This is a genomic window from Thermodesulforhabdaceae bacterium (genome assembly GCA_037482015.1).
Taxonomy (GTDB): Bacteria; Desulfobacterota; Syntrophobacteria; order Syntrophobacterales; family Thermodesulforhabdaceae; genus JAOACS01.
Genome location: JBBFKT010000005.1, coordinates 33595 through 57184, shown reverse-complemented (window position 1 = coordinate 57184; position 23590 = coordinate 33595). Strand labels below are relative to the sequence as shown.

Annotated in this window: 15 protein-coding genes and 1 tRNA gene; 7 read left to right on the top strand and 9 right to left on the bottom strand. The window is 44.2% G+C overall.

Annotation, left to right across the window (positions count from 1 at the left end):
- Window positions 1-19: 19 nt before the first annotated feature.
- Window positions 20-1654 carry a hypothetical protein gene (locus tag WHS38_07520; GenBank protein MEJ5300821.1) on the bottom strand — a complete coding sequence of 545 codons (1635 nt, stop codon included), beginning with the start codon at window positions 1652-1654 and terminating at the stop codon, window positions 20-22.
- 24 nt (window positions 1655-1678) lie between these two features.
- On the bottom strand, window positions 1679-3658 hold the full coding sequence (gene bamA, locus WHS38_07515; protein MEJ5300820.1) for an outer membrane protein assembly factor BamA: 1980 nt from the start codon (window positions 3656-3658) through the stop codon (window positions 1679-1681).
- Window positions 3659-4004: 346 nt separating this feature from the next.
- Here bamA and WHS38_07510 point away from each other — a divergent pair, with 346 nt between their 5' ends.
- The 7 genes from WHS38_07510 (at window position 4005) to WHS38_07480 (ending at window position 10942) form a co-directional block, all read left to right on the top strand.
- Window positions 4005-4676 (top strand): UPF0280 family protein, encoded by a 672-nt coding sequence (locus tag WHS38_07510; GenBank protein MEJ5300819.1) that lies wholly within the window; start codon window positions 4005-4007, stop codon window positions 4674-4676.
- A 159-nt stretch (window positions 4677-4835) separates the two neighbouring features.
- Complete coding sequence (locus WHS38_07505) at window positions 4836-5912, top strand: trypsin-like peptidase domain-containing protein (protein MEJ5300818.1); 1077 nt, start codon at window positions 4836-4838, stop codon at window positions 5910-5912.
- A 19-nt stretch (window positions 5913-5931) separates the two neighbouring features.
- Window positions 5932-7596 carry a 2,3-bisphosphoglycerate-independent phosphoglycerate mutase gene (gene gpmI, locus WHS38_07500; protein MEJ5300817.1) on the top strand — a complete coding sequence of 555 codons (1665 nt, stop codon included), beginning with the start codon at window positions 5932-5934 and terminating at the stop codon, window positions 7594-7596.
- A 56-nt stretch (window positions 7597-7652) separates the two neighbouring features.
- The gene (locus WHS38_07495) at window positions 7653-7991 is read left to right on the top strand and encodes a hypothetical protein (protein ID MEJ5300816.1); all 339 of its coding nucleotides are present in this window, start codon (window positions 7653-7655) and stop codon (window positions 7989-7991) included.
- A gap of 7 nt (window positions 7992-7998) precedes the next feature.
- Entirely contained in the window at window positions 7999-8991 is a 993-nt protein-coding gene (locus tag WHS38_07490) for a DUF523 and DUF1722 domain-containing protein (GenBank protein ID MEJ5300815.1), read from the top strand.
- Entirely contained in the window at window positions 8988-10073 is a 1086-nt protein-coding gene (gene mltG, locus WHS38_07485) for an endolytic transglycosylase MltG (GenBank protein ID MEJ5300814.1), read from the top strand. Before WHS38_07490 ends, mltG begins: the two co-directional genes overlap by 4 nt.
- A complete protein-coding gene (locus tag WHS38_07480) occupies window positions 10073-10942 on the top strand; it encodes an NTP transferase domain-containing protein (GenBank protein MEJ5300813.1) in 870 nt (289 codons plus the stop codon). Before mltG ends, WHS38_07480 begins: the two co-directional genes overlap by 1 nt.
- A gap of 105 nt (window positions 10943-11047) precedes the next feature.
- On the opposite strand, the gene WHS38_07475 is transcribed toward WHS38_07480, so the two are convergent.
- The 7 genes from WHS38_07475 to WHS38_07445 all read right to left on the bottom strand — a co-directional run bounded on the left by WHS38_07475 (window position 11048) and on the right by WHS38_07445 (window position 23412).
- Window positions 11048-11124, bottom strand: a tRNA-Lys gene (locus WHS38_07475).
- An 890-nt stretch (window positions 11125-12014) separates the two neighbouring features.
- Complete coding sequence (locus WHS38_07470; protein ID MEJ5300812.1) at window positions 12015-12788, bottom strand: acyl-CoA dehydratase activase; 774 nt, start codon at window positions 12786-12788, stop codon at window positions 12015-12017.
- Window positions 12789-12801: 13 nt separating this feature from the next.
- The gene (locus WHS38_07465) at window positions 12802-14079 is read right to left on the bottom strand and encodes a double-cubane-cluster-containing anaerobic reductase (GenBank protein MEJ5300811.1); all 1278 of its coding nucleotides are present in this window, start codon (window positions 14077-14079) and stop codon (window positions 12802-12804) included.
- 138 nt (window positions 14080-14217) lie between these two features.
- Window positions 14218-15156, bottom strand: coding sequence for an AEC family transporter (locus WHS38_07460; GenBank protein MEJ5300810.1), 939 nt, complete (start codon window positions 15154-15156; stop codon window positions 14218-14220).
- An 11-nt stretch (window positions 15157-15167) separates the two neighbouring features.
- The gene (locus tag WHS38_07455) at window positions 15168-16547 is read right to left on the bottom strand and encodes a protein phosphatase CheZ (protein MEJ5300809.1); all 1380 of its coding nucleotides are present in this window, start codon (window positions 16545-16547) and stop codon (window positions 15168-15170) included.
- A 184-nt stretch (window positions 16548-16731) separates the two neighbouring features.
- Complete coding sequence (gene uvrA, locus WHS38_07450) at window positions 16732-22287, bottom strand: excinuclease ABC subunit UvrA (protein MEJ5300808.1); 5556 nt, start codon at window positions 22285-22287, stop codon at window positions 16732-16734.
- A gap of 63 nt (window positions 22288-22350) precedes the next feature.
- Window positions 22351-23412 (bottom strand): DUF933 domain-containing protein, encoded by a 1062-nt coding sequence (locus WHS38_07445; GenBank protein MEJ5300807.1) that lies wholly within the window; start codon window positions 23410-23412, stop codon window positions 22351-22353.
- Window positions 23413-23590: the final 178 nt, after the last annotated feature.

The following is a 23590-nucleotide window of genomic DNA, read 5'->3' as shown; positions in this document are numbered from 1 at the left end:
CACTTTTGTGCGTCCTTGCTTAAACAAATAGAAATTTATTGTGCTCCAGCACATAGATTGGGAAGCGAGTTGAAACAAAAGTGGTAAACTTAAGCGCATCATCTAACTTATCCACAAACCAAAAAGCCTCGTCTTGTTTTAAGCTAGAAATTTGAACGTCAGAAGGAATACGCCATTCACGCTCATGTTTCCAGGTTGACCCTGGATGTTTATGCTTCTGGAAACGATACTTATCGAACTCTGACAAACGGTTGAAAGCTTCAGGAGGAAGATAGCAAACTGGTTTGGTTCCAAGCTTCTTCAAAACAGTTTTCAAAACAGCTATCCCGTACGGTTCAACAGTCCATCTAATTAGAGCCTTGTTCCAGCGTTTTAACAGGTGGATGTTAACAGGCGGAACGGATGTCCAGCACACTACTTGAATCCCGCCCCTAACAATAGGCTTTTCCTGCATGCCTTGAGAGGCTCTCAATCTCCCTTCCCTTGCGATGTTTATCAAAACATCAATGGCTTCGTTGCCTGCAAGAGGATCCATGGAAATAAGCTTTTTCACGTATTCAATACTGGTTTGCCCATTCATGGGTCCCATAGATCCCCTTGTGTAATGATACAAATACCTGAACCAATCAACCTGACGTTCTACCAATTTCACTTGCTTAGGGGGAACAACTGGACGATTTGCCTCAAAGGTAGTTCGTGACTTCCAATCAGAAGGCACATCCCAGAAAACATTGGAACTTTCTGGCGTAGAAACTTGATGCACCATATCTTTACGTATCGAGTTTACAACAGATTTTATCGAACCGATCCAGAAGGCTTTAGGTTTTGAAGCAATCTCTGGTTGAAAAGTCAAAAGGCGTGAAAGAATACCCCCAGATCTTAGCTTTATCGCTACAATATGGGAACTAATAGCAGCAACTATAAAATCTCGACAAGCTGGGAACTGCCACCTGTGGCAGGAAGCAGGACCTAAAGAACAGGATACTTCAACAAAAGGAGGGACCTCGCCGTCTGGCTTATCGAAATTCAAAGGCAAAGGTTTAGAGTGAACCATGATAAACGGTGGGATCGATCCAGATTTTGGATTTTTTCTGAGATAATCCATAAACCATGTTGTAATAATATCATACCCCAAAGTCCCGCTACTTGAAACGTAAGTTGGGCTAACTTTAAGAGAAACATTCAGGGCATAAATGAAAGCTTGAAGCCAGTCACAATAAGGTCTTATTCGGCGAGGTGTCCGAGACTGAAAAAAAGCTACTCTAGGTGCAGGTAAAGAAGGTAGAAGTTTTGCATTTTTTGTAAAAAGAAAGATGCCATCAAATCCGGAAGGGGGGTCGGCAGCCAAAGGACATTTCGCTTGCTCCAAATAGATTACTTCTAAACCAAGACTTATTAGTCTCAGGGCGCTATTTTGGAGTTCATCTAAACTTCTTTTTGGAAGTTCGAAAATGCAGGAATCGTTATCTTCACATAACATTAGCCTTCGTCCCAACCGCTGGATATAAGGCGCAGAAGGTTTAGGAACAGCACGGGATGAAGGCACGGATAAAGAAAGCGCGATTAGAATCTCTTGAATCGATCGAGGCACCGGAATCCACCATTTGTGCTGTGGAGTCGAACAAACCTGGTCAAAAAAACCTTCAAGATCCATTCTTAATCCAACATACTTAACCTTTCAAAACGCCTGACCTATGCTCAAGAAAAACTGGATAGAGCCAGATGGATTGTTTTCGGGAGGATTAATAGCATAGCCCAAATCCACTCTAACTGGCCCTATTATGGTTTTATAACGCAAACCAGCTCCTACAGCATACCTTAGTTCGTCCATAAATATCTCTTCTTTCGGAAAAACTTGTCCAACGTCAAAGAAAATCACACCTTCAAGGTCTTTGGTGATGAACTGTAGGGGAAATCTTAGATCTGTGTTAAATTCTATAATGCTTCTTCCTCCAAGGGCATTTCCCCATTCATCAAGCGGTCCCAGCTTATGGTAGGCATAGCCACGGTTGCTATTGCTCCCTCCTGCAAAAAACCTCTTAAATATGGGAATGCTGGAATCCTGCTCGGGATTTGATATAACTCCCCAGTGAAATCTGTTAGCAAGAACCCAATCTTTTTTGAAGATAGGCACATAAGTCCTCAGTTCCAGGTCAGCTTTTACGTAGTTTATATCTGACCCCACAAGATCTGAGGCCCACTCTGTGGTAGCAAATGCTCTGAACCCTTTTTTTGGATCCAGGATATCATCCACTTTCTCATTGGCAAGACCAAATATAAGCGAAGAAATAAAGTAATTGTCTTTCTGTCTGTCAGGAATATCGGAATTGTAGGGATAAATATTAAGTTTGGTAATCTTATTTGTTTCCACATTGGGACCCACAAACCCTTTTAGAGTAGAAGTAATGGGAATGTTGATTTGAGGAGTTACAAACAGAGTCTCTGTTTCATAGCTTTTTTCATCGTTGTGCCCGATTCCACCTCGCAGATCGAACCACCATGGATCAAATAGAAAATGAGGCTGAAGGAACTGGGTTTCCAGTTGTTGCGTAAGGCTGCTGGCTTTTGCTTGAAGGCTTAACCGTCTAGCGTCCCCCAAAAACCTGCGAGCTTCAAAGCTTACTTTACCTCTAAGACCATCTTCTGTTCCATAACCAGCACCGGCTTTAACTGTATAAGGCTTGGCTTCTTTGAGATTAATCACAATGGGAAGTTCAGTCTTATCTGAATCAAGTTCCTGAACGGTTACATCGACGAAAGAAAAAAGCTGTGAATCCCACAGACGTCTCTGGCTTTCCTTGATTTTAGATGCCTTAAAGGGTTCACCCCTGTGAAAAGTCAAAAGCCGCTTTACTTCTCTGGAATTTACTGATTGGATGCCCTCGATTTTCAGGTCGCCAAATGTGCACTTCTGACCTATATCCACATCAAGCCATACAAAAGCTTTGTGCTCTTCCTTGAAAACTCTAGCAAGTGTTTCAACTTTCGCTTTTGGATATCCTTCTTCGGCAAGATAACGAAGAATCAGCTTCTCACATTCCCTGTAGTCCTCAGTTCTGAAGATATTGCCTTCCTTCAACGGAAGAAGTCTCTCTATCTCGCTTTTCCACTTTTCCAGTTCAATCCCTTTTCCTTTCATATTTAGTAACACATTAACAACTCTTGTCGGCTCACCCTCAGAAACGCTGATCTTTACCCAAGCGAGATTGGGAGCCGGTTTTTCCACTTTGTAGGTCACAACTGCCTCATAAAATCCTTCGCTATTATAAAACTGCTGTAAGCGTTCAACATCCTCCTTAAGCACGTTTTCATCAAAGGGGGTTTCACGAAATGGATGAAGAAGGCTCTTTTCCTTTGTATCCATAAGTTCTTTAAGACGAGAGTCTGAAAAGGAGGAATTACCTTTAAAGTGAATTTCCTGAACATCGATAGAAGGTTTTTGCCGATCAGGTTTGGTAGTATCGGTTTTAGAAGATTTCTTAGTGCAGTTTGGGCAAAGAGAAGAAATACTACTTGTTATTTTATCCCAAAGGCTATGGTTAGTGTTTTCGTGATATTGTTCAGAAGCAGCGATCAGAGCGGAAGGAATCACTATCCCAGCAAAGCAAATAATTAGAAAAAACGCACTGGATTTAAAATTACTAAGCCTTTTAATCACTTCGGTGATTCCTCGCATTTTGACGTAGAGACACAACTGTTACTACGCTCTGATTTCGAACATCCCAAAAGAACACAACAAAGGTCTTTTCTTTAATACATTAAAAGCACACCACTGGCAAAATGTTGTTGTTCTAATCCCTTAAAACCTTTTTGTGCGATTACCAAGAATCTTGACCCACGAGTTTATACTTGCTAAAGAGCAACGTGACAGAGACATAATTTTCACTGTCGGACTTTTTATCATGTTTTGGGAGTAAGCCATATACGAAGAACGATTTTACCGTTACTGGCATCGTAAGTCCAAACCAAAAACATCGGAAAAATTTGCGATAGATTCCTATGAAGTGCAATATAGACAGACTAACCTGTGGGTGCGCACTCAGGGAATCTTTCAACAAGAAGTTCTCGCTCTTGTAATTAAAAATCATAATGAGATTTTAAGCTATGCATCTCGCGAACCCAGGTTTTTGAGTTCTCTAACCCCTCTTCCATTCGACGACACAGCTCCTTCCATAGTAAAAACAATGCTCCGTGCAGCCATAGAAGCAGGTGTAGGACCTATGGCAGCGGTTGCGGGAGCAATTGCTGAACGAGTAGGCATGAACCTTATCGAGCTAAGTCCATCAGAAGTTGTGGTCGAAAATGGGGGAGATTGTTTTATTTACTCTACAGAAAACGTTATCGTGGGTATTTACGGCGGGAAACAGGCCAGGCTCAAAAAGCCGATCATGGTTAAACTCCGTAAAGATCAGCTTCCTATCTCCGTTTGCACGTCATCGTCTTTTATTGGGCATTCGCTGAGTTTCGGCAGAGCCCATGCTGCAACAGTTTTTTCAAAAGATGGGGCTTTTGCTGATGCTGCTGCAACGGCTATAGCCAATGCACTAAAAAGCTCTTCAGACATCGAGCCAGTTTTTAACCGCTGGAAGGCTCACCCTAAAGTCACAGCTCTTGTCGCTGTTGTTGATCAATCAATAGGCTTTTACGGCGATATAGAACTCGCAACGGATAAATGATTTCCCATAAGATATTAGATCTCCCAAATCGCGTGTTTTACATAGCGGCGATTTATAATCTTCCCTGAAGGGCAAATAATCCTTATAAAGGAAAAGACAAGACATAGATGATGGTGTCTTATACAATTTTTGACATTACCCAAGGAGAAGGATAGCCGTATGAAAAAGATAACCAGATTTCTTTTGGTGGTAGCAATGTTAATTTTCTGTAGCCCTAATGCAATGGCTCTCACTTCGGAAGAAGAGACCATTATTTCCCTATACGAAAAGCTTGCGCCGGGAGTGGTAAATATCACCAGTACTGTTCTTGAACGAGATTTTTTCCTAAACGTAATTCCTAAGCGTGGAGTAGGATCCGGCGCTATTATCGATGCTCGAGGCTATATTGTTACCAATCATCATGTCATAGAGGATGCTCGGAAGCTAGAAGTCACCCTCGCCAACGGCAAAAAATATACTGCTCATCTTGTAGGTTCTGACCCAGACACAGACATAGCCGTTATAAAAATCAACCCCGGCAATGCGCGTCTTACTGTGCTTACTATGGGTGATTCAAGCAGGCTTAAAGTGGGACAGAGAGTTATGGTTATAGGAAATCCTTTCGGGCTGGGACAAACTTTAACAACCGGCGTAATCAGTTCTCTTGGTAGAACTCTCAAATCACCCACAGGGGCACTGGTAGAAGATATTATTCAAACCGATGCGGCAATAAATCCTGGAAATTCTGGCGGTCCTCTTATCGATACTTCCGGCAACATAATTGGTATAACCACAGCTATTTTTAGTCCTACGGGAGCCAGTGTAGGAATAGGCTTTGCCATTCCAGTTAATACCGTCAAACAGGTGGTCAACAACCTGATAGCTAAGGGCTATTATGGTCATCCGTGGATGGGAGCAACTTTAATGACTCTACTTCCTGACATTGCTGGAGCATTTAAGCTTGCTGTAGATCAAGGCGCTTTAGTGCTGGAAGTGGTTCCAGGAGGGCCTGCAGATCGAGCCGGTCTAAAAGGCGGAAATAGAAAAGCTATAATTGGAAACACGGTGGTACTCGTTGGGGGCGACATCATAACAAAGGTAAACGGAAAGCCTGTAAAAGACGCCGAGGAAGTTATAAGGTTTATTAGGCAGTTCCGACCCGGAGACAAAGTAACCTTTGATGTTGTCCATTGGAACGGTGGTTCCTCTCGAATAACCGTTCAACTTGGGGAACGCCGCGCCGACGGTGGATATTAATAAATCAAGGAGAAAAACCATGAGCAAAAGGCTCCGACCTGGACCTCTAGTTATGGTCATTATGGATGGAATCGGCTATCGGGAAGCCGAAGAAGGAAATGCTTTTCGTAATGGGTTCACTCCGCATTTCGATTTTCTATGGAACAACTGCCCTCACATTCTCTTGAAAGCTCACGGTACGGCTGTAGGTCTTCCTTCAGATGGTGATATGGGAAATTCCGAGGTAGGGCATAACGCCATCGGAGCAGGTCGAATTTACGCTCAGGGAGCCAGACTTGTGAATGAAGCGCTTGAGTCTGGAAGGCTTTTTAGCGGCAAAGGATGGCGCACCATTGTTGAGTTTTGTAAAAGCCATAACGGCACCCTTCACTTTATCGGTCTGCTTTCCGACGGAAATGTTCACAGTCATATTGATCATTTAAAGAAAATGCTGGAACACGCTGCCACGCAGGACGGTATAAAACGGATTCGTATTCATACTTTGCTGGATGGTCGAGACGTGGGTGAAACATCTGCCCTCGAATACGTTATCCCTTTTGAAGCCTTTTTAGCTGATCTTCGAAGTAGAACTGGGGGAGACCACAGGATAGCAAGCGGCGGGGGACGAATGTTTATTACTATGGACCGTTACGAAGCCAACTGGAACATGGTAGATCTAGGGTGGAAAACTCATGTTGCCGGTGAAGGTCGGGGCTTCCGATCTGCTCAAGAAGCAATTGAAACCTATCGTCAGGAAATACCGGGTGTTATAGATCAGGATCTTCCGCCGTTTGTTATAGTCGATGAAAGCGGGAAACCGGTAGGGCCTATTAAGGATGGCGACTCAGTGGTGTTTTTCAACTTCAGGGGCGATCGAGCCATCGAAATATCTCGAGCCTTTGAAGAAGAAAACTTTTCTAAATTCGACCGCAAACCTTACCCAAAAGTAATGTATGCTGGTATGATGGAATATGATGGAGATCTTCATATCCCTAAGCTCTACCTGGTGGAACCACCTCATATCGAACAAACAATGGGGGAACTACTTTGCCATAGAGGTGTTCGTCAGATGGCAATTGCTGAGACTCAAAAGTTCGGTCACGTTACTTACTTCTGGAATGGAAATCGTTCGGGAAAGTTCGACGAGCAACTTGAAACTTATATCGAAATACCTTCCGACATAGTGCCATTTGAACAGAGACCATGGATGAAGGCGGCGGAAGTAACCGATAAGCTCATTGAAGGTATTCGATCAGGATCATTTGATTTCATCCGAGTCAACTACGCTAACGGTGATATGGTTGGACACACTGGAGTCTATCAAGCAGCACTGATCGCTGGAGAGACAGTTGATTTATGCCTGGGAAGGATCATTCCTGTCGTAGAAGAAACCAGCGGAATACTCATAGTAACCGCCGATCATGGCAATCTTGAAGAAATGTATGAGATTGACAAAAAAACTGGCAAAGTAAAGTTAAACGACGAAGGAAAGCCAAAACCCAAAACAGCCCATACTTTGAATCCTGTTCCGTTCATTATTTACGATCCGGTGGGCATTAAACAGGGAAAACAGGTTATTAAATTCAACTCTGATGTGAAAACTCCTGGATTGACTAATATAGCATCTACCTGTTTTCAATTGCTTGGTTTTGATCCGCCATCTTTCTGCGATCCATCTTTACTACTCCCCTTCGAAGAGCAATAAAAGGGTAGCGGGTGGGATCAAAATTGGGCAAAAACATAAATAAAGGAGAATAAACCATGCAAAACTCTAATATTATTTTAAGAATCCAGAACAGCAAAGATCCCACCCAGGTAGTGGAGGTCAACTGGGATGAAGAAATGGGAACCTTTGTTACCAAAGGATTGAAGGATCTTTTTCATGTAAAGGAGATAAAAATTCGCCCTGGCGATTTTCTTACTAGACTTGAAGATTATGCTCACGTGATCGGATGGCTTCTTGAAGCTATGTCAGTAACAGAAGATCTACATGTGCCTTTCGGATACGAAAATCACTTCAGCGTAGGCGGAAGAGAATATGACTTAATAGACGAAGGTGATTACAAACTTCTTATACCAACGGTGCCGGAAAGAAGTTGAGGAAACCATGGCGAAGCTTGATCTAAAGGCAGAAACAAAAACCGTTGAAGAAGAAAAAATAAGACTGGGCGTTAGTGCCTGCTTGTTAGGGCACAAGGTTCGTTATGATGGATCGCATCAACGTGATCCCTTCGTTGTGGACATGCTTGGGGCATTTGTGGAATATGTGCCGGCATGTCCCGAAGTGGAATGCGGGATGGGAGTGCCGCGAGAATCCATGAAGCTTGAAGAAAATTCACCTCTGCCGCTACTGGTTCCTCATAAATCCCGAAAGGATTTTACCAATCGTATGGTCGAATGGGCTCGAGGTAAGCTTATTGAACTCGAAGGAAAAAACCTTTGCGGTTTCATATTCAAAAGCCGCTCTCCAAGTTGTGGTATTGAAAGAGTGAAGATTTACAATAAGTCAGGAGCCGTTGTTGGGCAGGGATCCGGTATTTTTGCCAGAATGTTTATGGATTGCTTTCCCTACATTCCCGTGGAAGATGAAGGAAGGCTTAACGATCCCAAGCTGCGAGAAAATTTTATAGAACGAATCTTTGTGTTTCACCGATGGCAAAAAGTATCAAATTCGGGGCGCAGCTTAAAAAACCTTATCGAATTTCACGAACGTCATAAGCTCATTCTAATGGCTCATAGCCCGGAAATACTCCGTAAACTGGGACGCATAGTAGCTTCATCCTCAGACCGATCCTTCGGAAAAACCGTCCTCAAAGAATATGAAGATTTACTCTGGAAAGGAATGAAACTCCTGGCAACTCCTAGAAAACATTCAAATGTTCTTTACCATTGTATGGGCTTCTTTAAGAAAAACCTAACACCCGATGAAAAACAGGAAATGATAGAAATTATAGAAGCCTACCGAGCAGGCCACGTCCCTCTAATCGTTCCAATTACGCTGATAAATCATTACGTGAGAAAGTACAAACCTTCTTATCTAGAAAGCCAGTATTACTTGAACCCTCATCCTATTGAGCTTCGACTAAGGAACCACGTATGAAGGTCATACTTCGGGGAATCATCTGGTTGGTGGTCGTTTTACTAACAACTCTTCCCGTGGTGGTTAATCTCGTAACAATTCCCATCTTTTTCTGGGCTCATGAACCTATACCCATCAAAGGTGGCAATTTTATTCAAAAAAATAAGAAAGAATGCCAGCCCGAAAATTGCTTATACATTAATATTCCCCAGGGAACAGGAGTATTTGATGTCGTTAACCTTCTTGTAGAAAAAGGGGTGGAATCGGATCCATACCGACCCCTTGCTCTAGTATTTTTCATGAAATGGCACAACCTGCTGAAAAGTGGTGAATATGCTTTTCACTTTCCTATGAATCACATCGATGTGTGGAAAAAAATTGTTCGAGGAGACGTCGTTCGCCACTTTGTTACGGTGGTTGAGGGAGCAACAATTTTTGATGTGGCTGAAGCGCTTGATCGATCCGGTATCGCAAAAAAAGATGACGTAATCAAACTAGCCAAAGATAGAAATTTTGTTGAGTCTCTTGGATTTCATGATGCCCCAAGCCTGGAAGGCTATCTGTTTCCCGCAACTTATGATTTTACAAAAAAAGACACAGCCGATACGGCTCTTAAGAGAATGGCGAGAGAATTCAAAAAGCGATTCAAACCTGAATGGCTTCAGCGGGCAAAGGACATGAATCTTTCTCTTCATCAGATCGTAACTCTTGCCTCCATGGTTGAAAAGGAAGCCGTGAAGGATGAAGAACGTGCTGTTATTGCCGCTGTTTTTTTTAACAGACTAAAAATAGGTATGCCGCTTCAAAGCGATCCAACAGCGGTTTATGATCTGGAAAATTTCAAAGGACCTGTATTGAAAAGCCACTTAGCACGCCCTTCACCTTACAATACTTATTTGATCAAGGGATTTCCCCCAGGTCCTATTTGTAATCCGGGTATTGCTTCAATAAAGGCTGTGCTCTACCCTGCTGATGTTACTTATCTTTACTTTGTAAGCGATCGTCAAGGAGGTCACAGATTTTCCACCACATACGAAGACCATCTTAAAGCTATTAGAGAAATCGCCGCTGAAATAAACCAGAATCCGGGGAGTAAAAACTGATGGAAGTGGCAAGCCTGATTCTTGCAGCAGGGCGAGGCACAAGAATGACAGGATATGGAGGATGTAAAGCTTTACTTCCCCTCATTCCATCGGAACAAAGCCAAAGGCCTGTTCCCACAATTTACGAAGGAACCCATCCATTTATACTTGAAATTCTCAACCAGCTTCCTCTGGGTCCAAAAGCCATAGTGATTCACCACGATGCCGATCGCATTCAAAAAGTTGTCAAATCTAATCTACCGGAGAACCTGCAGCCGGTTTTTATATGGCAACCAGAACTTAACGGCACAGGGGGAGCTGTTCTTGCGGGAAAGCCGTTTCTTCAGTCGGTATCTTCAGAGTTGTGCCTTATTACAATGGGAGATGTGCCACTTATTTCCAGAAATACTTACTGTCTTCTTTTAGAAAAAACTATAGATACCGGTTCAGCAGGCACAGTGCTTGCCTTTCGCCCAGCAAACAAAGGGCAATATGGTTGTTTAATCACTGAAGGCGATAGTGTAAAAGCAATAATTGAATGGAAATACTGGAAAGAACTTGAAACTAAAGGCGAACCAGTTTCAGAACTATGCAATGCAGGAGTCTATGCTTTTCGAAGAAATTTACTACTGGAATGTCTTTCACATCTTTCAGCAAAACCTCATCTAGTTCAGAAAAACATAGATGGCAGACCTGTTACTTTTGAAGAGTTTTTCCTAACGGACGTTGTAGAAATTCTGAACCAGAATGGCTTTATGATTTCATTTGTAGAAGCCGGGGAAGAAGAAGTTCTTGGGGTGGATACACCAGAACAACTCCAAAGAGCACAAGAAATCTATCGCCAAAATTTAACTGCTTTGTCATACATTGGTAACACTAAAAGACTATAAGAACCTTAATATTAGGAAAGCTTTCTATATTTGCTAGGTTATGAAGATACAGGTTATGAAGGGAAAGCACAATCAAAAGACCTTAGGTAGCTGTTTTAGGATACTTGGTGGGCCGTGCTGGACTCGAACCAGCGACTCTCTGCTTAAAAGGCAGATACTCTACCTATCTGAGTTAACGGCCCGTTAGATTGATTCTAAACTTCGGCGAGTTCTTTGACAACATACTCTAAGACTTAGTAAAAGTCAATAGATTCCGAAAGGGTGTTCGAAAACTTCCCTTATAGGATGGTCAAGTAATATAAACCGCAGAAAACGCATGGATGGATCTCAACTTTGGGGACCTTTCCAGACGTGAGTAGCTAAGAAACCACTCAACATGTGATTTGACAGAATTGGGATAGGGGCGGTCAGTTTGACCGATCCCATTCCACACCACCCGGCATGCGGGTCCGCACCGGGCGGTTCGAAAAGTTGAGCAAGCAGCTACTACGGCCTCTGCTGACTTCTCGCTCCGACTCACCACCGTCACCCTTTTCAGGTGCATGTAGGGGCGACGCATGTGTCGCCCCTACATGATGCACAACCGCCGAATTTACGCCACTTCACCTTGATCACGAGAGCTTCTCGGACTCTAGCCCGCTCGCCCCGCTCCGCACCCCCTCCCCGTCAACGGGGAGGGCTGGGGAGGGGTCCGGTTCTTGTCCATCGGCTCGCAGTTTCGTTCGACGCTTCCTCCCCACACTCGGTCACCCTCGTGCAGTTGTGCTTCCCTTCGCTCGCTGTGATCAACTCACGGGAGGACTTTCACCTCCAGGAGCACGCACATGCTGGGCGCACTGAATGTAGGGGCGACGTATGCGTGGCCCACATAAACATGTGAGCCTATCGCCAGGACAACCCTGCATGGAAAAAATTTTCAAACACTCTCATAGCTTCCAAAAGGATGTGCAGGAAAGATTGCGATGATAACTCTCATGGTTACTATACTGCAGGAGCATGGCATACCATGCCCCTACGATATGGTAAGATCACGAGGCTCTATGCATTTGATCACAAAACCTATGCTGTTAAATCAGAGCGCAATATAATTTTCCCTTGCAATCAATGCAGCCCCTAGAGCGCCAACAGCTTCGGGATTATCAGGAATAATTGGCTCACAATTCAAGGCTTCAGTGATAAGATTAACCACACATATATTTCGAGCTACTCCGCCTCCAAATAGAAGAGGTTTCTTAAAGCCCACCCGTTTTACCATAGCAACCGTTCTTGAAACAATAGATTCATGAAGTGCTCTGGCTATGTCCTCTGGCTTCTCCCCTCTTGCCATAAGAGAAGTGGCTTCAGACTCGGCAAAAACCGTGCATAAACTTGCTACTTTCAGTTTCTTCGTGGCTTTCATGGCAAACTCCCCAAATTCCTCCAGCGGAACATGAAGAGCCGCTGCCATGAATTCCAGAAATTTTCCTGTCCCAGCCGCACAACGATCGTTCATTTCGAATTTAACAATCTGTCCTCGATCATCCAGAGCAATCGCTTTGGTATCCTGTCCGCCAATGTCTAGAATCATTCTAACTTCAGGGTATAGAGCCAGCGCTCCCTTTGCGTAAGCCTGTATTTCCGTGACAGATTTTCTTTTTCCTTCCCAGGGAAAGTGTTCCATAAAAAGATTTCTTCCATAGCCTGTGGACACTATCGGGTCGCTTTCAGGCACATCTTTAAGTATCAGTTCCATCTGCCCAATTGGGTTATAAGCAGTCGGCATAAGTTTTGTAACTTTCACTCTCCCATTTTCATCTATTCCCACAAGCTCAATAGAGCGCGACCCGATATCAATTCCCCAAAACATCTTCTATAAACCCCTAGGCACTTATCATCTCAATGAATGCCTGAACTCTGGTTTTCAGTTGTTCAAGATCTTCCATACTGTAATCCGTCCCGATGCTTATGAAGGGTATGCCTTCCCGAGCCAGAGCTTTTTCAACCCGGAAGCTCTCAATTTCGTAAGGCTGGCAGAAATTAAGATGATAGTGGATGACTCCTTTGACATTCCATTTTCTCGCAGCATCAATGATATGAGCAATCCGTTCCTCATTGGGAGTAAAACAGGCGCAGTCTATACGAGAATATCGATCCACAAGAGCGTCGATCAGTTCATCCATTGTCTCTGCTGATTCGTCAACAAGGTCTCGGGTGTTTCGGCTTCCCACGCAGGACTCTTCAAAAACCACCACAGCCCCGGAAGATTCCACCACATAAGGAAGCTTCCAGTTAGGTATAGCCATGGGGCAACCTGAAATCATTACTCGAACGGCATTCTCAGGAACCGCTCCATTGCCTTTCTGAATGCGATTTTCAAGTTCATCGCAAAGCTTGTTTATTTGCTGAGTAAACCGTTCGGGGTCATCATAAAAGCTTATCTGGTTTACCAATAGAGCATCACGACCAGATATTGGAGCGGGATGATGACGGCGAAGGTCGTTAAGCCGTTGCAAAACACGTCTTCTATCATTTAGCATTTTCACGGCTTTTTTGAGTTTTTCAAAAGTAACGGTATTACCCGTAAGTGATTCAATTTTTTCCTTGAACCTGAGTATTTCCTTCCGCCACAACTCTTTATCAGCCTCATGCTTCATCTGGGGAATTTCCATAACATACATCGGCACATGCTCTCCGAAGATTTCATATGTCTTCTTTTTGCCGTCGCATGTGGTTTCACCAACTACAAGATCACAGGATTCGAAAAAGGGGCAAAGCCTGGCTAGTTTAAAACCCACGAAAGATTTTATAAGCGAACAGAGATTTCTCGGAAGAATTTCTTCTGCTCGTTCTTTACCAGCTTCGGCTCCAGCGCAAAGTCCTACAGCAATAGCATCTGCCGCCCAGATAATTTCCTCCGGAACAAAGACACAAAAAGTGCCGACAACTTTTCGCCCCTGAGCCTTTGCTTCCTGAAGTTCCTTGATGCGAAGACCGTGAATTTCGGAAATCACAAAATCGATATATTCCATTCCTTTAAGACGTCCCTGCTGACTCAGATAAATATCGCCGTAGAATTTTCCAAGCACTTCCAAGAGGGCGGCGTGAGCGTCAAGGTCAAGATTCAAACGTTCCCACATGGCGTCATAAACGCTTTTCATAGGCTCTCCTTTCTCTGACCATGTTAGAAATCACCAAGATACCGGAATGATTTCCAGGAAGTATTTAGATACTCGGGCAAAACCAGACCTGGCAAATAGGTTAGTATAATGCGAGGCGGGTTAATAAATTGGTGAGTGTTATGAGTATAATCCAAGCACGAAGCTGTAAGACAGAGCACAGGCTATGGTCTGGACTGAAACAACGGCTGAAGCCAGACTGGGAGAACCTCCAAGCTGGGTAGCCATAACATAGGTAACCGTTGCAGTGGGAGAAGCAAGAAGAATAAGGAGAGGAAGAGCTAACTGCTGAGGAAAGCCCATAAAATGGGCAACAAGAGCACCTAAAAGGGGCATAAAAACCAGCTTAAGAGCCCCAATGGCGAACATTTCTTTCCAAAGATGGCGGACGTCACCAAAAACCAGCCCAGCCCCAACAAGTATAAGAGCGGTTGGAAGACCCATATCGGAAAGAATCTTTATAAGCCTCATAAAAGAGACCGGTAGCTTAAGTCCCACAAGGGACACAACAATACCCACAAACACAGAAATAATAATGGGATTTGTGAATAGCGATAACCAGAGAATCCTGAAAGATTCCCGACAGGACCACGATCGGCTGTGAAGCGTAAGAATAATAACTCCAAAAATGTTCTGAACCAGAATCAAAATCGAGCTGAAGATAACGACGTTGGAAAAAAGACGCTCTCCCAGAGCGTAGTAAGAAACCGCGTAAGCCATATAACCAATGTTTCCGTGGATGCTAGAATGAATAAAGGTGCCCTTAATGTTGTTTGGAAGGCGATTAAAAAAAATAATCACAGTGAACCAGGCTATAAAAGTGGTTACCAAAATAGGCACTATTACTGCAATAACCAGATGGAGAGATAAAAGACTTCTAATGTCCTGTTCAACCAGAGACTTAAAAAGAATTGCTGGGACTGCAATATAATAAGTGATTTTATTCGCAGGGCCAGCCCATCCCTGCCCTAGAATACCCTTTCTGTTTAGAATAAACCCTAAAATAATAACCAAAAAAAGCGGAAGAATAGTGTCTACGAAAACTCGAAGCATGGTCATTTAATCTGCCATCAAAATCCAAATTGAGCTAGCAAAGCATCCACCTCATCCTGAGACTTCAACGCCCCTTCCATCTTTTCATGAGCAGGGCCTTGGAGTAGCTCATCCTTCTTCTTTGTCTTCTTTTCTGTTTTCATACCAAAGCTCTTGATGATCCCAATGAGTCGATCCTGTAGATTTCGCATAATCTCCATAACCTTCATTACTGTTTGACCACTAAGATCCTGGAAATTCTGAGCCGAAAGGATAGTCTTAATATCATCTTTATCTGATAATCTGGATTCTTCAAGGGTTGCAATAATTGCTTCAATTTCCTCCATACGGCTTTCTGCACCTTTTCCGATGGGCTTTAGACGAGCGATGTGATGCTTTAGACGGTCAATAAGCTCCATGTCTCGAGCGTTCCGTTCAGTCATTCGCTCAGTGCAGTCCAGAGTTGTATTGGCAGCTTCTTCTGTAAGCTTCATAAGGTGCTGGAGACGACTTTCGGAATCCGGCAGGTAATCCAGAGCAAGTTCCTTAAGAGCAGGATCTAAAGCCTGCATAAATTCCTTGAATGCAGAATGAAGTTGTCTAGCAACTTGACCGATTTCCTTGAAAAGTTCGCTTCCTTCCTTAACTTGCGAAAGATCTTCCAGAATTTCTTGAGCTTTCTCAAAATCTCCCTGAGAAAAAGCTGCCATGAACTCTTTTATCTTGGCAATAACTTCTTTTTCGGTTTCCGTCTCTACCGGAATAGTTTCTGAAAAATCGATTTCTGGATCCGCAGGAGCGACAAGTCGTTGCAGTTTGGGAAGTTGATCAGGTGGAAGTGTAATAGTTACATTACCTCTTTCATCCGTTTTAACAACTCCACCTATATTTTTCACAGCCCGATCGACTGATTCCACTTCCCGTTCTATTCCCTTAACTGACTCTGGTTTTTCTGCTGGTTTTTCCACTTTCTTTTGCTCTTCTGGTGCAGGAGCAGGCTTTTCAACAACTTTTTGTTCCGGCTTTTTTTCTTTCTCCTCAACCACAACAAAAGTGCTTGTTTGCCAGTCAGTAGGAACAGGAAGATTAAGCAGTTCGAAAGACTCAAGCACAGCCACTCTAATGTCCTCTATTGTTTCTGCTTCCAAACCGCCACGTATGGTCGGAAAAACAAAAGCGAGAGCGGTCAACTCCTCCGGGTTGAGGTCTGGATTCTTAACAAACTTTTCCATTTCCCTTCCGAGTCGCCTTAAAGCTACAAGACCAGCCTGCTCCGCAATCTTTTGGAAATGCACCATGAACTTTGCTACTTCTGCAAGTCCTTCTTTCGGTCCAATTTCGCCTTTCTCCAACTTAGCCATTATATTTTCACATCGCTTAACTATTTCTATAAGTTGAGGAACTCCTCTTATCGGCATATCTTTATCCCCCCGCAATGTTGATCATCTTTTGTAAAGTCACAGTGCTGATATATCGTATTATCCCCCTTTAATTACGCCTCCATCGATAAATTACCGTGTAACCTTCCCTTCCTTGGCGGTTGATTTATAAACCAATCCGTAAGAAACCAAACAACCCTGTGTAGCATACCTGTCTGATTCTTTATGCACAGGAATGCATCGCCGTCACACTTCTTCTTACATCACTTTCGCCCAAACCCCAGAGAGCCCTTGCCGTCCTGGAAACATTTACAAAAGCCTTCATTTCTTCTGGAGTTCCACAGGCTACAATATTTCCTCCATGTATGCCTCCCTCAGGACCAATATCAATAATGTAATCGCTTAGTCTAACGAAATCCATATTGTGCTCAATAACCAACACTGTATGCCCTCGATCGACCAAATCCCTCAGCACAGCCACTAACTTCACAATATCCGACCTATGAAGTCCCGTGGTTGGTTCATCCAGCATAAAAACAGTCGGGCGGCTCTGCTTCTGCAACTCCTTAACAAGTTTTATACGCTGAGCTTCTCCACCCGAAAGGGTTGAACTCGGCTGTCCGAGAGTTAGATACCCAAGTCCCAGCTTTCTGACTATTTCTACAGGTTTAGCAATAAGCCCGTAAGCTTTAAAATGTTCTCCTGCTTCATCGAAAGTCATAGCAAGAACATCAGCAATGGAGCAACCTCGATGGCGAACTGAAAGCACATCAGATTTGAATCTAGTCCCGCCACAGGCAGGGCATGTTCTGGTAACATCCGGTAAAAAGCCCATTTTTTCCACAACCACTCCCTGCCCTTTGCACATTTCACATCTACCACCATCGATGTTAAAGGAAAAGTGAGCGGGAGTAAAACCGAGAGCTTTAGCTGCCGGAAGAGATGCAAAAATCTTACGGATTTCATCCCATATACCAATATATGTTGCAGGGATGGAGCGGGATGTTCGGCCTATCGGCTGATGATCCACTTCCTGAACTCGCGAAATACCTTCGTAACCTTCAATATAAGAAAAAGGAAGGTGTCCACTCCTGACCCTGTCACCTTTATCAGAAAGCGCCCGTTCAAGTCCAACTTTTACAACATCGAAAAGCAGAGTGCTTTTTCCTGAGCCGGAAACCCCGGTAATGCAGGTAAGCGTTCCTAAAGGTATTGATACGTCCACGCCGTTGAAATTCCTTATGGAAATAGATCTTACGGTAAGCCAGTTCTTATGAGAAGAGTTCACCGGTCGTCTTCTAGTTTCAAGTTCTTCAAAACACAACTCATTGCCAAAGGATCTTCCGGTAAGAGTTCCATCCTGCACCAAAAGATCTTCAAATCTACCCTTAGCAACAACCCGTCCGCCATTCCGTCCTGCGCCAGGTCCCAGTTCAACCACCACGTCTGCGGCTCTAAGAGTTTCTTGATCATGTTCTACAACCAACACCGTATTGCCACGATCACGCAATTTCTTCAGACACTGGAGCAATTTATGGTTGTCGGAAGGATGAAGTCCGATGGTTGGTTCATCCAGAACGTAAAAGACTCCGCAGAGGTTGGAGCCAAGGTGTGCCGCAAGCCTGATCCGCTGAACTTCGCCTCCAGACAAAGTATCGCCAGATCGGTCAAGAGTTAGATAGCCAAGTCCCACATCCATAAGAAATCTCAACCTGCTGATAATCTCGGTTTTGACAGCTTCCAACACCTCACGCCATCTGGAAAATTCTACAGAGTTAAGTTTTTGCTCGATATTTTCCCAGAGCTGGAGAGACTCATCAACGCTAAGAGCTGTCCATTCATGTATTGCTCTCCCAGCCCATTTAACCGCCCGTGCCTGCTCGTTTAAGCGACTCCCTCCACAAGCTGGACACACACTGCCGTTTTCGTCCCCTCCAGTCCCATCGCACCGCAGACAAGCCCCATAAGGGCTGTTAAAGGAAAAAAGTCTCGGTTCAAGAGGCATAAAGCTACGCTGACAGCGGTGACAGAAAAACCTCAGGCTCAGCATTTCTTCTTTGCCATCATCGTAAACCAACATAAAAAGACCATCGCTTAGTTTAAGAGCCTTACGGAGCCATTCAATAGCCTCATCCCCGAAGGGAATCGATAGCGGAACTTTACCTTCAATCGTATGATCCGTAAATCGAGAAAGTAGAGAAGAAGCCAGTTCAGACGGCTTCATCCACACTCCGTCAACCCGAAGTTCTTGAAAACCCATGCGATCCAGCTTATTAGCCAGATCTCGATATACTCCTTTGCGCCTGTAAACCACCGGTGAAAGCACCAGAGGCGGATTGGGGCTACTGAGTTCGTGTTCTATCCTGGCAATCAGTTCATCTTCGGTTAGAGCTTCCACTGGATGACCACAGCCGGGGCAATGCTGCTCTCCTGCTTTGGCAAAAAGGACTCTCAGAAAATGGTAAATTTCTGTAACTGTTCCCACTGTGGACTTGTTACCCAAACGGCTTAACCTTTGTTCAACCGCAACCGTTGGCGGGAGTCCTTCTAACAGATCAATGGTGGGGCGTTCAGGAAGAGGAAAATAGTTTCTCACATAACTGGATAGACATTCCAGATATCGCCTCTGCCCTTCGCTAAATAACACATCGAAGGCGAGAGTGGACTTCCCGGAGCCACTTACACCTGTGATAGCTATCATAGCACCAAGCGGTAGCTTCAACTCTTCAATGTTCAGGCTATGATGACGGACACCTTTAAGGATTACATCACGAACCTTTGTTTCTCTTGACAATTTGTTTTTTTCACTACCAGAGGACTTGGTAAAACCGTCAAGACTTGGTTTAACATTGGAAACAACGCTAGCAAACCTGAAAGATTGGTCTATTTGCCCCCGCAATCTACGTTCAATGAAGTTTTTCATGGCTAAACCGGTAGCGCTCTCGGCACATTCCATCAATCCAGCTACCGAACCTTCGTAAACCAGTTTGCCACCTTCATCACCCGAGCCTGGACCCAGATCAATGATCCAATCACAGAGAGAAAGGAGCTGTAGGTTGTGTTCCACCATTATAACCGTATGTCCTCGATCAACGAGCATCCGAAGAACTGATGACAGATTTTCGAGATCCAGCGGGTGAAGTCCTCTTGAGGGTTCGTCAAGAATAAGGCAGCTCTTTCCAGAACTACGAGTTCCAGCTTTTTCCAGTGCCAGCATTTCTCTAACAAACGGCACAAGCTTAAGTCTCTGCGATTCACCAGCAGAAAGGGTTGCAAGAGGCTGTCCGAGTTTTAGATGATGAAGTTGAAGCAGGAAAAAGGGCTTTAGAAATTGCATAATCGTTGGGTGATCTGAGAAATGAGATGCCACATCTTCAGCTGTTGCATCAAGAAAATCGGCTATATTCCAGCCCTTGTAGCGAATTTCCAGAGCTTCCTTTTTGAATCGCTTTCCGTGGCAGGCAGGACATTCAGAATAGACATCGGCAAGGAACTGCATCTCGTGATGCTCGTATCCTTCACCCTGACAGACTTCACAGCGCCCCCCAGGTTGGTTAAAAGAAAAGAAACCGGGTCCATAACCTTTCTCTCGGGCTTCATCAGTATTTGCAAGAAGGTTTCTTACTATGGACATAATACCGGCGTAGGACATGAGGTTTGCTCTGGGGGTGCGAGCAACAGGGCGATGATCCACAAACATCATATTATCGATCCACTTAAGTCCCTCCATTTTCCAGCTTCCGGGCGGGATTTCATCTTCTACGGGCAATCTCTTATGTTTAAGCCAGCTCGAATAAAGCACAGTGCGAACTAAGGTTGTCTTTCCGGCTCCAGACACACCGCTAACACCAATAAGACGTCCCAACGGAAAGCGAACTGAGATGTTTTTCAAGTTATTAACCCGTGTATCTTTTACAATAAGCATTCGAGCCTGGTCGTCTGGCACAGGAACACACGGTAATGCCCCCATTCTATCTCGCTCGGACTGAACCGAAAACAATTCTCCTATTGCTGAACAGCCTAAAAGGTATCTTCCTGTAATGCTTTCAGGGTTTGAAGCAAGTTCGGGAGGAGTTCCTCGCGCAATAATTCGCCCTCCCTTTTTTCCTCCACCGGGACCCAGTTCTATGAGTTCATCACAGGCGCTTAAAATATCAGGATCATGATCCACAACGAGCACAGTATTGCCCTGTTCGACAAAGCGTCTTAGAGCTTTCACAAGATGTTCCTGATCCCGGGGATGTAAGCCCGTGCTTGGTTCATCCATGATGTAAAGCACGTTGCTCAAGCCACTTCCCAGCACCCGCACAAGATGGACTCTCTGAACCTCTCCGCCAGAAAGTGTTCTAGATGAACGATCTAGTGACAAGTAGCCAAGTCGAAGAGAATCGAGAAGTTTGAGTCGTCGAATGATCTCGTTTGATAAAACCGACGAAGACTGAGAAGAACAAAGAATTTCTCGGTGAGCCTTAAAAAAATCGAGACACTTTGTTATGCTCCAGGACTGCAGTTCATAAATGGGTGTTCCTAACAATCTAAATATGCCGGTCTCTTTACGGTAGCGTGTTCCACCACACACCGGACATGTAATAAAAGCTCTATAACGAGATAGAAAGACCCTTACATGCACCTTATAACGTTTTTCTTCCAGCCACTCAAAAAAACCTTTAACGCCGTAAAAATCTGCTGTGCCATTAAAGATTTTATCTCGTGCATCCTGAGAAAGTTCTTCAAATGGCACGTCCGTCGGAATCCTTTCTCGCCAGCAAAATTTCATGAGATCCCGATATTCATAGGTTCCAGGTGGCCAGGGTTTAATGGCTCCATCGGACAGGCTAAGAGTCTTATCCGGCACGACAAGATCAGGATTTACGCCAATAATTCTCCCGAACCCTTTACACTCAGGACAAGCTCCCAAAGGACTGTTGAAGGAAAAGAGTTCAGGTCGTCGAACTGGCACAACAAAGCCACATTGGGGACAGGTTTTTTTAGCGTTAAAGCTGTAATGGAAGTAAGATCCAGATTCATCATTCTTCGGGAAAGCCAGCTCCACAATGCCTTCCCCTACCTGCATGGCAACTCTGAGAGATTCAGCAATACGGGTTTCATCTTCCTGACCGTTATAAGCCACTCGATCAACCACAACGAACACCGGGGGTGAAATATTTTCGGTTATAGGATCTTCTTCTAGGTGAATTTGGCGACCGCCGGTGTAAATCCTTACAAAACCTCTGTAGATAAGTTCTCGAGGGTTAAAACCATATTTATCAAGATTAAGGGGGGCAAGAATAAGAAAACGTTCACCGATCTTTTCGACCTTGAGCCAAGAAAGAATTGATTCCACCGTGGCTGAGCGAATGGGAATATTGCAATTAGGACAGACAGCTTCAACAAGAGACCTAATAGCTTCCGGCGAGCTGGACGAATCTTCAAGGGACATGTCGAGTGAATAAAGGAGCTTTAAATAGTCATTAATGTCGGTCAATGTGCCAACGGTTGATCTGGCATTTTTTACCGTTGTTCCCGATTCAAGGGCTATTGTGGGAGGAATGTTTTCTATGGATTGAGCAGAGGGAGCAGTAAGTCTTTCCAAAAACTGGCGCACGTAAGGCGAAAAGGTCTCCACGTATCGGCGCTGCCCTTCTGCATGGATAACATGGAAGGCAAGAGTGGATTTGCCTGATCCGCTTACCCCACAAATCCCAATCATTTTTCCCAATGGGATGTCTAGATCTATGCTGGCGAGATTATGTTGAGTGACTCCTCGAAGGTGAATCATCAATACTCCACCGCTCTATTTGAGTTTTTCAGACAGGATAGAAAAATTTTCGTTCTGCATATTTTATTTTTTGGCTCCTGAAGAACCAAACCGGATATGTAATATATCACCATCACGGACAATGTAATCTTTGCCTTCTAACCTAACAAGACCTTCTTTTCGAGCTGCGGCATAACTGCCAACTCGCCTTAGATCTTCATAAGCAACTACTTCCGCTCGTATGAAACCCTTTTCCATATCGGAATGTATTGTTCCTGCGGCTTTCACAGCCGTTGTATTCTCAGGTATAGTCCAGGCTTTGACCTCATCATCTCCAACAGTAAAAAATGTGATGAGTCTGAGAAGCGCATAAGATTTTTTAATAACGAGGTCTCTAGCTAGAGTGCTCACTCCAAAGCTCTGCTTAAATGTTTCAACTTCGTCGGGAGGAAGTTGAACAATTTCCATCTCAAGGCGAGCTCTAACGGCTATAGCTTCAACGCCTCGCAAATGGATGGAAGGCATAGCATCATCAGAATCTTCGTTATTCACAACAACCAAGAGCGGCTTTGCCGTGAGGAAGGTAAATCCTCTAAGCTCCGGAGCTTTTGCAATATCAGGATAGTTTCTAAGCGGCTCTTCATTGTTAAGGATACGGTTACACTCGTATAGAAGTTCTGCTTCATGATCTAATCCTTTTCGTCCCTTTTTTCGCTCCTGTTCAATTTTTTCAAGGCGCTTTTCTACTGTGGCAAGATCGGCAATGAGAAATTCTTCTTCCAGGGTTTGAAAATCTCGAGCCGGATCAGGAATTCCAAGAACTGGATCCTGAAAGTTTCTTAACACCATTATAAGAGCATCAAGGGGGCGAATGTTGGTAAGAAGTAAAGATATATAACTTTTACGATCGTCGGGATCGAGCTGGGTTCCAGCATGAAAATCAAAATATACTACTGTGGCTGGGGTTATCTTACGAGGATGGTATTCTTCACCCAACCAGTCCAGTCGATCGTCAGGAACCGAAACCACGCCCTGCACACTACCAGGTTTTGAAGAGGATGCAAGCTCATGATAGGGACGACCGGTTAGAGCCGAAAAAAGGGTTGTCTTTCCCGATCTTGGAAGACCTACTATACCAAGCTTCATCTAATATTCTCCTTCTATTCGGATTTAAAAACAAAATCCGTACAGAACAGGGCACACCGTGCCCTTAATTTATATTTAACCGAAGGAAGAAAATAATCCCTTTTGCGTCAGATCGCAAACAGTAAGCCACGGAATTAACTGATAATGGGCGGCACTTTCCCGAGTTCTCAGTTAAGAA

What these genes read in the sequence shown, in the direction of transcription:
- uvrA (MEJ5300808.1), bottom strand. Translation starts at nt 22,287, where the DNA reads ATGATTCACCTTCGAGGAGTCACTCAACATAATCTCGCCAGCATAGAT.
- WHS38_07505 (MEJ5300818.1), top strand. Translation starts at nt 4,836, where the DNA reads ATGAAAAAGATAACCAGATTTCTTTTGGTGGTAGCAATGTTAATTTTC.
- mltG (MEJ5300814.1), top strand. Translation starts at nt 8,988, where the DNA reads ATGAAGGTCATACTTCGGGGAATCATCTGGTTGGTGGTCGTTTTACTA.
- WHS38_07465 (MEJ5300811.1), bottom strand. Translation starts at nt 14,079, where the DNA reads ATGAAAAGCGTTTATGACGCCATGTGGGAACGTTTGAATCTTGACCTT.
- WHS38_07490 (MEJ5300815.1), top strand. Translation starts at nt 7,999, where the DNA reads ATGGCGAAGCTTGATCTAAAGGCAGAAACAAAAACCGTTGAAGAAGAA.
- WHS38_07460 (MEJ5300810.1), bottom strand. Translation starts at nt 15,156, where the DNA reads ATGACCATGCTTCGAGTTTTCGTAGACACTATTCTTCCGCTTTTTTTG.
- WHS38_07495 (MEJ5300816.1), top strand. Translation starts at nt 7,653, where the DNA reads ATGCAAAACTCTAATATTATTTTAAGAATCCAGAACAGCAAAGATCCC.
- gpmI (MEJ5300817.1), top strand. Translation starts at nt 5,932, where the DNA reads ATGAGCAAAAGGCTCCGACCTGGACCTCTAGTTATGGTCATTATGGAT.
- WHS38_07470 (MEJ5300812.1), bottom strand. Translation starts at nt 12,788, where the DNA reads ATGTTTTGGGGAATTGATATCGGGTCGCGCTCTATTGAGCTTGTGGGA.
- WHS38_07455 (MEJ5300809.1), bottom strand. Translation starts at nt 16,547, where the DNA reads ATGCCGATAAGAGGAGTTCCTCAACTTATAGAAATAGTTAAGCGATGT.
- WHS38_07445 (MEJ5300807.1), bottom strand. Translation starts at nt 23,412, where the DNA reads ATGAAGCTTGGTATAGTAGGTCTTCCAAGATCGGGAAAGACAACCCTT.
- WHS38_07520 (MEJ5300821.1), bottom strand. Translation starts at nt 1,654, where the DNA reads ATGGATCTTGAAGGTTTTTTTGACCAGGTTTGTTCGACTCCACAGCAC.
- WHS38_07480 (MEJ5300813.1), top strand. Translation starts at nt 10,073, where the DNA reads ATGGAAGTGGCAAGCCTGATTCTTGCAGCAGGGCGAGGCACAAGAATG.